The organism is Bacillus sp. NEAU-CP5 (genome assembly GCF_026420705.1).
Taxonomy (GTDB): Bacteria; Bacillota; Bacilli; order Bacillales; family Bacillaceae; genus Bacillus; species Bacillus velezensis.
In genome coordinates, this window is record NZ_JAPMOV010000004.1 from 127,273 (window position 1) to 141,243 (window position 13,971).

Annotated in this window: 11 protein-coding genes, 1 pseudogene and 1 riboswitch; of the genes and pseudogenes, 8 read left to right on the forward strand and 4 right to left on the reverse strand. The window is 45.5% G+C overall.

Annotated elements, in window-relative coordinates; translation table 11 throughout:
- Positions 1-71: 71 nt before the first annotated feature.
- Positions 72-269: pseudogene (locus tag OTK50_RS13430) on the reverse strand (Pathogenicity island protein); the annotation flags it as partial.
- 312 nt (positions 270-581) lie between these two features.
- Here OTK50_RS13430 and OTK50_RS13435 point away from each other — a divergent pair.
- From OTK50_RS13435 to OTK50_RS13460, 6 genes are all read left to right on the forward strand, one after another.
- The gene (locus tag OTK50_RS13435) at positions 582-1,598 is read left to right on the forward strand and encodes an FUSC family protein (RefSeq protein WP_224223928.1); all 1,017 of its coding nucleotides are present in this window, start codon (positions 582-584) and stop codon (positions 1,596-1,598) included.
- Positions 1,599-1,667: 69 nt separating this feature from the next.
- The gene (locus tag OTK50_RS13440) at positions 1,668-2,684 is read left to right on the forward strand and encodes an XdhC family protein (RefSeq protein ID WP_224223927.1); all 1,017 of its coding nucleotides are present in this window, start codon (positions 1,668-1,670) and stop codon (positions 2,682-2,684) included.
- Positions 2,681-3,301 (forward strand): NTP transferase domain-containing protein, encoded by a 621-nt coding sequence (locus tag OTK50_RS13445; protein WP_266121904.1) that lies wholly within the window; start codon positions 2,681-2,683, stop codon positions 3,299-3,301. Before OTK50_RS13440 ends, OTK50_RS13445 begins: the two co-directional genes overlap by 4 nt.
- Positions 3,302-3,306: 5 nt before the next feature.
- Positions 3,307-5,637, forward strand: coding sequence for a xanthine dehydrogenase family protein molybdopterin-binding subunit (locus tag OTK50_RS13450; protein WP_266121905.1), 2,331 nt, complete (start codon positions 3,307-3,309; stop codon positions 5,635-5,637).
- On the forward strand, positions 5,624-6,466 hold the full coding sequence (locus OTK50_RS13455) for an FAD binding domain-containing protein (RefSeq protein ID WP_252206651.1): 843 nt from the start codon (positions 5,624-5,626) through the stop codon (positions 6,464-6,466). Before OTK50_RS13450 ends, OTK50_RS13455 begins: the two co-directional genes overlap by 14 nt.
- On the forward strand, positions 6,459-6,923 hold the full coding sequence (locus tag OTK50_RS13460; RefSeq protein ID WP_071392502.1) for a (2Fe-2S)-binding protein: 465 nt from the start codon (positions 6,459-6,461) through the stop codon (positions 6,921-6,923). Before OTK50_RS13455 ends, OTK50_RS13460 begins: the two co-directional genes overlap by 8 nt.
- 51 nt (positions 6,924-6,974) lie before the next feature.
- Here the strand turns inward: OTK50_RS13460 and fbp are convergent, their stop codons facing one another.
- Entirely contained in the window at positions 6,975-8,900 is a 1,926-nt protein-coding gene (gene fbp / locus OTK50_RS13465; protein WP_224223923.1) for a fructose-1,6-bisphosphatase, read from the reverse strand.
- Positions 8,901-9,198: 298 nt separating this feature from the next.
- Positions 9,199-9,279, forward strand: a riboswitch (glycine riboswitch).
- A gap of 145 nt (positions 9,280-9,424) precedes the next feature.
- On the opposite strand from fbp, the gene OTK50_RS13470 reads away from it, so the two are divergent.
- The gene (locus OTK50_RS13470) at positions 9,425-10,771 is read left to right on the forward strand and encodes an amino acid permease (RefSeq protein ID WP_224223922.1); all 1,347 of its coding nucleotides are present in this window, start codon (positions 9,425-9,427) and stop codon (positions 10,769-10,771) included.
- Positions 10,772-10,862: 91 nt separating this feature from the next.
- On the opposite strand, the gene ahpF is transcribed toward OTK50_RS13470, so the two are convergent.
- On the reverse strand, positions 10,863-12,392 hold the full coding sequence (gene ahpF, locus OTK50_RS13475) for an alkyl hydroperoxide reductase subunit F (RefSeq protein ID WP_007614902.1): 1,530 nt from the start codon (positions 12,390-12,392) through the stop codon (positions 10,863-10,865).
- A gap of 13 nt (positions 12,393-12,405) precedes the next feature.
- Positions 12,406-12,969: an alkyl hydroperoxide reductase subunit C gene (gene ahpC, locus OTK50_RS13480; protein WP_004393188.1), complete on the reverse strand. Its 564-nt coding sequence runs from the start codon at positions 12,967-12,969 to the stop codon at positions 12,406-12,408.
- Positions 12,970-13,268: 299 nt separating this feature from the next.
- Here ahpC and OTK50_RS13485 point away from each other — a divergent pair, with 299 nt between their 5' ends.
- Positions 13,269-13,955 carry a VOC family protein gene (locus OTK50_RS13485; RefSeq protein WP_088461910.1) on the forward strand — a complete coding sequence of 229 codons (687 nt, stop codon included), beginning with the start codon at positions 13,269-13,271 and terminating at the stop codon, positions 13,953-13,955.
- The last annotated feature ends 16 nt before the right edge of the window (positions 13,956-13,971 follow it).

Below are 13,971 nucleotides of genomic sequence, written 5' to 3' on the forward strand. Positions count from 1 at the left end.
AAAAGATAATTCAAAATAAAAGCAACATGAGAACGTCCAGACCTTTTAAACCCTCAAGACCTATCACGGGGATTGCCTTTAGCGTCAATATGAACATCTGCATGATTGAACGTCATCTTCAGCTCACTGTCGTTGAGGTTTTCAACTTTGTATGTAGCTTGGGATGCTGCGGCAGCCGCAGCATGGGGTAAAACCGGGAGGGCAAAGGCACCTACTAGGAATACCAAGGCTGCCAGTTTCACTGCGGTTAGCTTCATTCTGTTTTGCATAATTGATCCTCCTCCTTTGGTTGCCATACTAACAAAGGCAATCTGCATCTTAAACCCTTACCATATAAAATGATAAAAAATTCACCCAATTTCATCACATTAACCAACACGGTTTGTATGTTTCCCTTCGAAAGTCATAGGAGAGCAGGGTTCATATCTGATGCGAAGTTATCAAGGAGGGAAGAAACCAGAAGAGCCCAGAGAAGCACCTTTATTGCAAACAACAGCTTCTTTCGCTTTTTCCATACGACAGTATAAATCCCTTTGCGTAACGGAAACCTAGTGGAAAAGGTTTCTGAAAGGAGGGGGCGTATGATGAAAAGTGAAAAAATTCAAAACAAAACATCTTTGGTTTGGAAGATGGCGATTGCCTCTGCGGTTGCTTGGGAAGCGGCAAAACTGGCGGGCTCTGATCATCCCTATTTAGCGCCTCTATCTGTTATCTTATGTTTACAGCCAACGATAGATCAGTCGATTCGCTTTTCTTTTCATCGTATTGCGGGAACTGCGATTGGGATCATGCTAACGTCCTTTCTTGTCAGTCACTTGCCAATGAATGGCTGGATGCTGGGGCTGTTCCTGTTAGGCGGTACTTACATTGCGAAGTGGTTGCGAATAGATGTAACGGTTTTACATCAGGTAGCGCTCACCATTTTGTTGGTCTTTACGTTTGAACGGAACTCTAAAGATTATGCATTCGACCGAATAATCGATACGGTGATCGGCGTCATCATCGCCATTCTGGTTCACATGTTCCTTTTTCCGCCGGACTACACAAAAAAGGCAGCGGACTCTTTTCAAACATTGGCTCGTCAGCTTTCCGGCACACTTTCAGACCTCTCCAAATGGGTGCAATCAGAGTGGGGACAAGGAAAAGGGAACCTCATGGCGTATAAAATGAACAATCTTCTGCAAGAGCTGCATACGGCAAAAGAGATGCTGCAAACAGCCTCTGACAGCTTAAAATTCAACCCCGTCAGAAAAAAACATAAAATCATCATTTCAAGCTATCAAATAGAGATGCAAAAGTTGAACGCCGGATTTGAGTATCTATCAAATATAGTGGAAACGTTAAAAGAATGGGAAAAAGAAGGAGCTTTATCTTCAAGTGACAAAAGGGAGCTGGGGAATGATTTACAAGTGTTAAGTGAATACTTTGCGGGCTTTAAAGGCATACAGCAGGGTGAAACAGACAACTGGAAACAGAAGGAACAGAGCGTGTTATTGGAATCTCTCCGCTCCGACATGCTGTCGCACCCGCCGCCCGGTCATAAGGTCTATAAAGACTCTTTTTTTTTAGAAACGAAGAAATTGCTGAAGCGTTTGTAATGTTTTCCGGAAATAAAGAATACGGATATACAGACGCAGATATGATCAGGTAAAAGCGGGGGACATGAGATGGATGATATACACCGGATTTTGGATGTCATCGCCAATTCTAAAAAAACTAAGGTACTGGCTACCATCATTAAAACAGAGGGGTCCGCTTATAAGAAAGAAGGGGCCTCCATGCTGATTTTAGGGGATAAAACAAGAGTCGGAATGTTATCCGCCGGTTGTCTGGAAGAAGACCTCGTTGAACGGTCGGAACAGGTCTGGACTGCAGGAGAGCCGTTGATTGTCCGCTTTGATATGAGCTCGGAAGACGATTTATCCTGGGGACAGGGCGTTGGCTGTAATGGTGTTTTGACGGTTTTACTTGAGCCTGTAAAAGGAGAATTGGAACGACATCTGATGACAGTCAAGACATGCTTAGATGAAAAAAAGTCTGTGACCCGAATGAAACGATTCACTAAAACGTTAGAGCCGAAGGAAGATCTGTATATAGCTGAAGACGGCAGCGTGTTTGGAACCGGGGATGTTATGGAACAAGGCCGTATTCAAAAACTGAGACAGACGGAAAAGGGAATCAAAAGGGATGAACATACCTCTGATTTATTTTTTATCCATCAGATGGTGCCAAAACCTTGTTTATATGTCTTCGGAGCAGGGGAAGATGCGAAGCCGTTAGTTTCGTTGGCAGCTCGTGCGGGTTTTCATGTGACGGTGATTGACTGGCGCCCCGCTTTATGTCATCACGGCCATTTTCCTGAAGCCGGCCATTTGATAACGGGAGCACCGGAAGAAGTCATGAAAGGGCTGAGCATGACAAAAAGGGATTTTGTTGTCATTATGACGCACAGCTTTCAAAAAGATCAGATCATTTTACATACAATAAAAAACGAGAATGTGTTTTATAAAGGCGTTTTAGGCCCCAGAAAGCGCACGGAGCGGCTTTTAGGGGGGGCTGAGATTCCGGAAGATATACATTCCCCTATCGGACTTCCCATCGGGGCACAAGGCCCTGAGGAGATTGCTGTAAGTATTGTCGGCGAGATGATTCAAAAAATGCGAAAACAAAGGTCAGCTTTATGAAAACAGCAGCCATTTACCTGGCAGCCGGTACAAGCAGACGCATGGGGACGGATAAGCGAAGTTTATTTCTCAATGGCGTCTCTTTGGGAAGTATGGCTCTTAAAAATGCCTTGTTATCTGAATTAGATCATATTTTTGTTATTACGGGAAAGGGAGATTCACTGCATTGGCTTTCGGATTTTTTCTTTTTAGATCCCATGTCAAATAAGTGGAGCCAGGCAGAATGTGAGCAAGCGGGTATGGGCCAAGGCCATTCTATACAATGCGGTTTACAAAAAGCGGCAGCGTACGAGGCTGACGCCGTTATCATTCTCCTTGCAGATCAGCCGTTTGTCACCTCAGATATCATCAATACGTTAATTGATTCCTATCAAAAGGAGCGCCGCTATTTATTTATCGCCGCTGAAAATCAGCATCTTCCTATGCCCCCTATTTTATTCTCAAATCAATGTTTCCCGGTATTGCATCAGTTAAAGGGAGATCAGGGCGCCCGGCATGTGATCCGTGAAAGTATGATCAAGGCGGGAAAAATGATCAGCCTTCAAGACCCTTTGCTTTTTTATGACGTCGATACAGTTGAAGATTATACGCTGCTGCTGAATAAATTCGGGGAGTGAATGAGTTGGAGTATATCGGGAAGAGTGTCATTCGGAAAGAGGCCCTTGAAAAAGTGACGGGTAAAGCGAAATATACGGATGATTTTCAAGAAACAGGGACGTTGCACGCAAAAATGCTGACCAGTCCATATGCTCATGCCGATATTGTGTTGATGGACTTTTCAGAAGCTTGGAAGATTCCCGGTGTGAGAGCGATATTGGGTGACGAACCTTTTCCGCTTGCAGGTGAAGAAATTAAAGACAGATCGCCGATTGCTTATAAAAGGGTCAGATACCATGGTGAGCCGGTTGCTGTTGTTGTTGCGGAAAATCCGATTACAGCTAAAAAGGCCGCGGATGCCATCAAAGTATCCTATAAACCTCTTCCCGTCGTCAATTCCCCCCGTGAGGCCTTTCAAAAGGATGCGCCACTCGTCCATGAACATGCGGACCGCTATGAGAAGACAAAAGGTGTATTCCCGGTTCCGAAGACAAATATCGCAAACGTGGATAAGGTTAGAAAAGGAAATATTGTAGACGGGTTTAGGGAAAGTGATGTGACAGCAGAATTCCAGATTTCCTTTAACCCTTCTGATCACGCTGCGATGGAGACAAGATGCTCGATCGCTGAAATTCGGGCGGATGAGGAGATTATCATTACCACATCCTCTCAAGCTCCTTTTGCCATTAAAAAATTAATGCAGTGGTATTTTGGAATTGAACCCGGAAAGGTTATCGTCAAAACGCCTTTAGTAGGAGGAGCGTACGGGGGAAAAGCAGCCGTTCAGTTAGAGGTGATTGCCTATTTGGCCTCAAAAGCAGTCGGAGGCCGGCCCGTCAAATTGTTTAATACGAGAGAAGAGGATATGATCACATCTCCCGTTCATGTAGGATTGGATGCCATTGTCAAATTAGGAGCCACAAAGAATGGAATTTTAAAGGCGGCGGACATTCAGCTTTTATTTGATGGCGGAGCATACTCTGATAAAGGAGTGGACATCAGCCGGGCTGCGGTGGTTGATTGTACGGGTCCGTACGCTATCGACCATATATCGTGTGATTCATATTGTATGTATACGAATCACCCATATCCAAGTGCATTCAGGGGCTACAGCCATGCTGAAGTGTTATTTGCTTTTGAGCGGACGATGGATGTATTGGCGGAAAAGCTGAACATGGACCCGTTAGAACTTCGCTATAAAAATGCCATTCGCCCCGGTGATACCACACCGACTCAAGTTCTTCTCAATTCAAGCACGGTCGGAAATGTGCCGAAATGTATTGAAAGATTGAAGGAATTAATGAATTGGGACGAGGGACAGCGAATTGAAATCGACGGCCGGAAGATACGGGCGAAGGGAATCAGCTGTATTTGGAAAACCTCAACATTTGATACAAATGCAACATCCGGGGTTCTTTTAACCTTTAATCCCGATGGAAGCATTAATTTGATGTCAGGGGTAGTGGAAATTGGAACAGGGACAAAAACAGTGCTAGCCCAAATCTTAGCGGAACGAATGAAAATGGATATAAGCAAAATTCACGTAAAAATGCTTGTAGATACACAAACAACACCCGAGCATTGGAAAACCGTAGGGAGCAGAGGGACGTTAATGGCCGGGAGAGCCGTACTGAATGCAGCGGAGGAAGCCATTCGAAAGCTTAAGGACGCGGCATCATGTGTGTTGCGGGTTCCTGTCGAGGAATTGGAAGTGGCCGACGGAAAGGTTTATTTTATAGATCATCCTTCTGTACATGTTGACATAAAAGACATTGCTTACGGATATACGTTTCCGAATGGAAATACCATTGGCGGCCAAATCATTGCGAGCGGCAATTATACACTAACCCGGATGACGAATTTAGACCGGGAAACGGGAAGAGGAAAGCCGGGACCCGAGTGGGCTGTCGGTGCTCAGGGAATTGAAGTTGAGTTGGATAAGCGGGATTATACGTATCGGATTACAAAAGCCTATTCTGTTGTGGATATAGGAACTGTACTGAATGAAAAAGCTGCAAGGGGTCAAGTGATGGGGGGGATGAGTATGGGAATCGCATTCGGAGGAAGAGAAACCTTTGTATTTGATTCATATGGCAGAGTATTAAATCCTCAGCTTAGAACATACCGCCCCCTTCACTATGGAGAGCAGCCTGAATATATCATTGAATTTGTTGAAACCCCCCATGTGATTGCGCCTTATGGAGCGCGCGGCGGAGGGGAACACGGACTGCTGGGGATGCCGGCCGCATTGGGAAATTGCCTTTCCGCCGCTTTAGATGTCCAATTGAATCAACTTCCTCTCATTCCCGAACAATTATGGAGAACGCAAGAGGGGTGGAAAGATGATACCGTTTGATTTTGACTATTTTAAACCGAAGACCATTCAAGAAACAATCAATCTATTTCACTCTCTTGCGGCCGAAAAGAAAACACCAATGTATTATTCCGGCGGGACGGAAATTATCACGTTAGGAAGGCTGAATATCGTCTATACGGATGCGGTGATAGATATGAACGCGCTTCCGGAATTTCACGCCATCCGTTTTTATGAACGTTATCTGGTGATCGGAGCGGGCGTGTCATTAACGAAACTGGAGGAAGAAAATCCATTTCCGCTTTTAAGTAAAACGGTAAGTGAAATTGCGGATCGGACGTCTCGAAATAAAATCAGCCTGGGCGGAAACATTTGCGGGGGCATCTATTACCGTGAGGCCGTGCTGCCGTTGCTGATTTCTGATAGTTTGCTAGGGATTGCAGGGAGAGCGGGGATTCATTACCGCCCCATAAATAAAGTATTTAACAAGGAAATACAATTGCAAAAAGGTGATATTTTATTTCATATCGTTGTCGATCGAGCGTATGTTGACCAGCCGTTTGTCAGTATCAAAAGAAGACAGCAGTGGAATGTCGGATATCCATTGGTGACAGTCTGTGCGCTGAAAAAAGATGATGAGATCAGAATGGCCTTCAGCGGCGTATGTCCATTTCCGTTTCGTTCTGCTGAAATGGAGGCTGTGCTTAACGATAAAAGCTATTCATTAGAAGATAGAGTGCGCAGGTCTTTACAGTATGTACCCAAACCCGTTCTTGATGATGCGGAAGGCTCAAGTGAATACCGAATATTTGTCTTGCAACATACAATTTTAGATGCCTTACAGGAATTAGAAGGAGGTCCAAATGTCTGATCCTATTACGTTGAAAGTAAATGGCGAGGAAAGACAGATGACGGTCAGACCGGCTGATACTTTGTTATTTGCTCTTCGTCTTCGTCTCGGATTAACTGGTGCAAAACCGGGCTGCTTAAATGGGGATTGCGGCGCCTGTACGGTATTAACGGACGGGGTGCCGATGAAATCTTGCTTAATGCTTGCGGCAGAAGGGGAAGGAAAGGACATTACGACAATTGAAGGACTGATCAATACGCCGATTCAAAAGGCTTTTATTGAAAAATTCGCGTTTCAATGCGGTTATTGCACACCGGGTTTTCTCATGAATTGTCATGCTTTAGTGAATACTGAGCCGAATGCAAGTGATGACACGATAAAAAATTGGCTGGAGTCCAATATTTGCAGATGTACGGGTTACAGGGAGATTGAAGAAGCGGTTAAATCCGTTTTACATACAGGGAAAGGGACTTCTTAGTTCGCAACTGTAAAAAAGAGCCCAGAGAATTATCTCTGAACTCCATATTCTTCACTTCATATACCGATACTCCCGCAGTTTCTCCAAAATCGCCACTTCTTTCATCAGTTCTTCACCGACGTTTGTTTCTTTCACTTTCTTCCGCTCCAGCTCTTTGTCGACTAATCGTTTCACTGTTAAGACGTCGGTTCCCGTGTTCAGCACTTCGGCCTTGGAGTTAAAGTGTTTATGGGCGACGAGCTGCATGCCGTAGGAGTTGTATAAAAGCGTGTAGCCGGCGATGCCTGTTGTGGATTGGTAGGCTTTGGAGAAGCCGCCGTCGATGACGATCATTTTTCCGTTTGCCTTGATCGGATCTTCGCCTTCGATTTCTTTTACCGGTGTATGGCCGTTGATGATATGGCCGTGATCCGGGTTGAGGCCGAATTCCTTCAGGATGTTCCGGCAGGTTGCTTCGTCTTCACGCAAATAGTAATACGGGTTTTTCTTTTCTTTATGCGTTTCCTTCTCTTTAATGAAATACCGCTCAAAGGTTGTCATGGCGCGTTTTCCGAAGAGGGAGGAGTATTCGCCTGTCCATAAGTACCAAGTCATATCTGTCGCCAGATCATCGGTTTCTTCCGGATGGGCAAACGCTTCTCGTAAGAACCGCTCAAATACATCTAGCAGCTCTCGGCCCGCATAAGCTTTATCCTCTATCATCATCGTTTCCATGCTGCCGTTTTCATCGACGGGAATACAGCCGTGAATCAACAGGTTGCCGTTATATTTTAAATAAAGGCTGCCTTTTTTCATCATAAAATTCATATGGCGGCCCAGCTTTTCGGAGTTCTGAACAGAGAACAGCAGCTTGTCCATGACTTCTGCTTCTTCTTCTAACAGCTCATCAGGCTGTTTAGGATTCACCGTCGCAAAGCAGATGTTTTCCAGTTGATATGTTTTTCCGTTCAGCGTGATTTCATTGCGGTCATAATCGACCTTTTCCAGTAACAGCCGTTCCTCCATATTAAAGTTCGGCCGTCTCTTAATAATCGGGCTCTCAAGCTTGAATTGGATCATCGCGATCGCCTGATGAATTTTTGTGATTTGTTTAATCTCATCTTCCGGTCTGTTTTCGTCCGCTTTCGGGCGGAAAGACGGGTTATCATCGTAATATTTTTCGGCAAGGTTCAATAGCGGTCTCAGATTGATGCCGTAAACGTCTTCAATAATATCCAGATTGTCATAGCGGGCACAGATGCGGATAATGTTTGCCAGGCATACTTTTGAGCCGGAATAAGCGCCTATCCAGAGAACATCATGATTCCCCCATTGAATATCCACTGAATGATAGTTGATCAGTTCTTCCATGATTTTATCCGGCTGCGGTCCGCGGTCGTAAATATCGCCGACAACATGCAGATGGTCGACCACCAATCGCTGCGTGCTGTAGGCAAGACCGGTGATCAGCTTATCGGCCTGGCCGAGCGCAATGATCTGTTCTATGATTTCGGAATAGTATTGTTCTTTGTTGGCGGCTTGTTCTGTTTTGTACAGCAGCTCTTCAGAAATATAAGCAAATTGGGCGGGCAGTGCTTTGCGCAATTTGGAGCGGGTGTACTTGGAAGAACAATAAGAAACGAGCTTAATCATCCGATGAATCGTTTCTTTATACCACTCATTTAATGCCTCTTTCGTATCAAAGTCATGTTTGATCAGCTTTAGTTTGTCCTCAGGGTAATAGACCAAAGCCGCCAGTTCATCAATTTCTCTATCGTAAATGACGCCGCTGAAAATATCGCGGATCTTCTCTTTTACTCTTCCTGAACCGTTCCGCAGCACGTGCTGGAATGCCTGATACTCCCCGTGCAGATCACTGACGAAATGTTCGGTTCCTTTCGGCAGGTTCAGTATCGCTTTCAGATTAATGATTTCCGTGACCACTTTTTCTTCACAATCGTATTTTTGTGCGAGCAGATCTAAATATTTGGTTTCCAATCTCGTCCATCCCCTTTTTATTTACGAGCCATTGTATGGTAAGGTGAATTTAAAGTATGACATAAAGTTTACATCATTAGACCTTATATGATAGTACCGCAAATCGCCTTTTTGAGACAATGAAAACGGAAAATACGGCGCTTCAGGCATCGAAAATTGGACCGGGATAACGCCGTGAGCTCATCCCCCTATTGACAATGAATTCAACTTCCATTAAAATAAAAAGTTAGCTGATAGGTATTTCTATCAGAAACTCAATACGTAGCAGGCTATGATTGCTGTGGGTCGCACTACAGCAGGAGCGGCTTCTGGAGAGACCGCGGGTTTTCCGCGGCGCCGAAGGGTTCACAATCTCAGGCAAAAGGACAGAAGAGTACCGAATATGTATTTGTCATGCTGTTGATTGTCAGCGGCGCAGATATAATTTGATATTCTTATGACCATGAGATTGGAGGGCATCCAATCTCTTTTTTTATTGGCTTTTTTTGCTCGTCGTTCACTAGAGAGGTAAGGAGGAGTCAGATGTGGAGCAGCGAGAGCTAAAGAGGGACTTATCGAATCGGCACGTGCAGCTGATCGCCATTGGCGGCACGATCGGCACCGGATTGTTTTTAGGGTCCGGTAAGGCGATTCAGCTGGCGGGTCCTTCTATCATCTTTGCGTATTTTATTGTAGGTATTGCGCTTTTTTTCGTCATGCGGGCGCTGGGAGAACTGCTGTTATCTAAAGCGGGCTACCAATCATTAACGGATATTGCCGAGGCGTACTTAGGGCCGCGTGCAGCATTTGTCACCGGCTGGACCTATTGGTTTTGCTGGATTATGACGGCTATGGCGGATGTGATCGCCGTCGGTGTGTATGTGAAATATTGGTTTGATATTCCGCAGTGGATTCCGGCACTTATCTGTTTGCTCATTTTATTAGGGCTTAATCTGTTAACGGTTAAGATTTTTGGAGAATTGGAGTTTTGGTTCGCCTTAATTAAGGTAGTCACGATTCTCGCGTTAATTGTCATCGGTGTAGTTCTGCTGGTGATTGGGTTCAAAACGCATACCGGAACGGTTTCAGCGGCGAATCTGTGGGAGCACGACGGCTTGTTTCCGAACGGATTTTCAGGCTTTTTGCTTTCGTTCCAGATGGTGATCTTCGCCTATGTCGGTGTGGAATTAGTGGGTGTGTCGGCGGCGGAAACGTCAAATCCGAAAAAAAATATTCCGTCCGCTATCAATAAAATTCCTTTACGGATTTTATTTTTCTACGTCGGGGCATTGCTCATTCTTTTATGTATTAACCCGTGGATGCAGCTGAATGCGGCGGAAAGTCCTTTTGTAAAGACCTTTAGTCTGGTCGGTATCCCGTTAGCCGCGGGAATCATTAATTTTGTCGTATTAACGTCTGCCGCTTCTGCTTGTAACAGCGGGATGTTTTCAACAAGCCGGATTTTGTATAACTTAAGCAAAACGAAACAAGCGCCTGCAAGTTTTGCGAAGCTGAATAAAAATCATGTGCCGAGCCGCGCATTATGGATATCGGTTATTGTACTGTCAGCCGGCGCTCTTTTAAGCAAATTGATACCGGAAGCGGCTTTTGGCATCGTGACAACCATCAGCGCGATTTGTTTCATTTGGGTGTGGGGCGTGATTCTTGTCTGTCATATCAGATACAGGAAAACCCGTCCGGACTTACATGCAAGCTCGTCTTTCAAGGCGCCGTTTGCACCGTTTATCAATTACGCCGTGCTGGCGCTGTTTGCCGTCATTCTGGTGATTATGCTGTTTGCGGATGCAACGCGCCCGGCTTTGCTGCTGACGCCGCTGTGGTTTATTGGATTATTTCTTATCTATCGGGCGAGAGGGAGAAAGACAGATTGAATTGCTTCAGACGGTGTACTGCCATGCAGTATGCCGTTTTAATATAAAAAAAGCGCTATCCTGCCGTGTAAGCAGGATAGCGCTTTTCACATTAATTCCGGATCAAATAATCAAATGCGCCTAAAGCGGCAGTTGCACCTGATCCCATGGAGATAATGATTTGGTTGTACGGGCCGTCTGTGCAGTCCCCTGCGGCAAATAGGCCGGGAACGCTTGTCGCGCCGCTCTTATCGACGATGATTTCGCCGATGCGGTTGCGTTCGACCGTTTCGTCTAACCATTCTGTATTAGGCACGAGACCGATTTGGACAAATACACCTTGAAGTTCAACGTGTTTTTCTTCGCCTGTTTCACGGTCAACGAACGTAATGCCGTTTACGTTTTGATCGCCTGTGATTTCTTTCGTTTGTGCATTTTTGTGCACAGTGACGTTTGGCAGGCTGTAAAGACGTTTTTGCAGGACTTCGTCTGCTTTCAGTTCAGGCGCGAATTCCAGCACAGTCACGTGATTGACGATACCTGCAAGGTCAATCGCCGCTTCGATTCCGGAGTTTCCGCCGCCGATAACCGCTACGTCTTTGCCTTCAAACAATGGTCCGTCACAGTGCGGGCAGTAAGCGACACCTTTGTTTTTGAACTCTTGCTCACCAGGTACGTTGACATTGCGCCAGCGGGCACCTGTTGAAAGGATCACTGTTTTACTTTTCAGTACAGCGCCGTTTTCAAGTTCAAGTTCGAAGAGGTCTTTTTTCTCAAGGCGTTTCGCACGCTGAAGGTTCATGACGTCAATATCATAATCTTTCACGTGCTCTTCAAGGCTTGCGGCGAGCTTCGGTCCTTCAGTCGCTTTGACGCTGATGAAGTTTTCGATGCTCATGGTGTCGAGTACCTGGCCGCCGAAGCGTTCAGCGACGACACCGGTGCGGATGCCTTTACGCGCCGTGTAGATCGCCGCGCTTGCGCCGGCAGGTCCGCCGCCGACAACAAGAACGTCAAACGGTTCTTTGTCGGCAAACTCAGACGCATCTGCGCCGCTGCCCATTTTTGCGAGAATCTCTTCGATGGTCATACGGCCGCTTCCGAAAGATTCACCGTTTAAGAAAACAGTCGGAACAGCCATGATGTTTTTGCTTTCTACTTCTTCTTTGAATGCCGCGCCGTCAATCATTGTATGAGTGATATTCGGGTTGAGCACGCTCATCATGTTTAATGCTTGGACGACATCAGGGCAGTTGTGGCACGTCAGGCTGATATAAGACTCGAAGCGGTATTCTCCGCTGATGTTCTTAATCTGGTCAATGACCTTTTGATCAGCCTTAGGCGCTCTGCCGCTGACTTGAAGCAATGCCAGCACTAATGATGTAAATTCGTGGCCGAGAGGAACACCGGCGAATGTAACGCCTGTGTCTTCTCCGGTACGATTAACGCTGAAGCTCGGTGTTCTGTTTAATTCAGTTTTTTCAACTGAAATTTTAGATGACATGGAAGCCAGCTCGTCAACGAGAGCCAGCATGTCCTTAGAAGTGTCATCATCACCGGCGCTTACTTTGAGAACAATGTCGTTCTCAATTAGCTGCATGTATTGATTTAATTGTGCTTTGATATTTGCATCAAGTACCAATGGAATGCACTCCTTAGATTTTACCTACCAAATCAAGGCTAGGTGTAAGTGTTTCGCCGCCTTCTTCCCATTTAGCCGGGCAGACTTCACCTGGGTTTTGACGAACGTATTGAGCCGCTTTTACTTTGTTTACTAGGTTGCTTGCGTCACGGCCGATACCGCCTGCATTGATTTCAACTGTTTGGATGACGCCATCAGGATCGATAATGAATGTTCCGCGGTCAGCAAGACCAGTTTCTTCGTCAAGAACGTCGAAGTTGCGGGAGATCGTTTGAGATGGGTCACCGATCATTGCATAAGTGATTTTACCGATTTTTTCAGAGCTGTCATGCCAGCCTTTGTGTACGAAGTGAGTATCTGTAGAAACAGAGTATACTTCAACACCTAATTCTTTCAGTGCAGCGTATTGTCCTTGAAGATCTTCAAGTTCAGTCGGGCAAACGAAAGAGAAATCCGCTGGGTAGAAGCAGAAAACGCTCCATTGACCTTTCAAATCTTCGTTTGTTACATCGATGAATTCACCGTTTTTGAAAGCTTTTGCTTCGAATGGCAGTACTTCTTTTCCGATTAAAGACATAATATCTTCCTCCTGAAATGTGATTTGAAATATATTAAAAAGACAAAGCATTCACTTTATCTTTCAATAATAATTCTAATTATATATAGATTATTAAATAACATTTATTTTTTGTCAAGCTATATGGGGTATTATTTTCTGCTTTTTTTTGCTTTAGACGTTCAAAAACACCTGGTATAAGCGGTTTGGCGCTGTTTGTCCTGTTTAGCGCCGGGCGAAAGGGGGATTCTCAATTGGTGCATTGAAACAGTAGGAATCAACCCTTCTATATGGCAGTATAAACCAAAGGGGGTATGATCATGCAAATAAATAACATTACTTTGTACAGTTGTGCGTTGGAGGAGACGAAACACTTCTATGAACGGGTGTTAGGTTTTCCTTTAATTGATGAGTCCGGTGATTCGTTTACTATCAAGGCGGGAGAAAGTGAGTTGGAATTCAGGCGCGCCGATTCTCACTCTCATCCGACGTATCATTTCGCGTTTAACATTCCGAATAATCGTTTTGATGAGGCGAAGGCGTGGATAAAGGATAAAGTCGTTTTTCAAACGGAAGATGGGGAGGATGAGGTGTATTTCTCTCATATTCAGGCGCGTTCCTTTTATTTCAAAGATCCGTCCAACAATCTGGCGGAATTCATCGCGAGAGACACATCGCCGCCAAGCGCGGAACGTTTTTCGATTGAGTCCGTTCTGAATATCGGCGAGGTGAATCTGACGGCTGCCGAGGTCGTATCAACCGGGAGGGAGCTGCAGCGTTTCGGCATTCCGGTGAGAAAGCATGCGCCCCTTAGGGAAGACGGGTTTCATTTTATGGGTGATTACAATGATGGGGCGTTTTTGCTTTTAGGGCCGAGCGGCCGCCGCTGGATTTTTTCTGATCAGCATGCGGAGTTCCATTCGCTGTCTGTCATTGTGAACGGGACGATCCGCATTGAGGCTGACGGAAAGGGCGGCATTGACATCAGGCGGGCACAGCCGTCATAAAAAAGCCCGGGCTCAA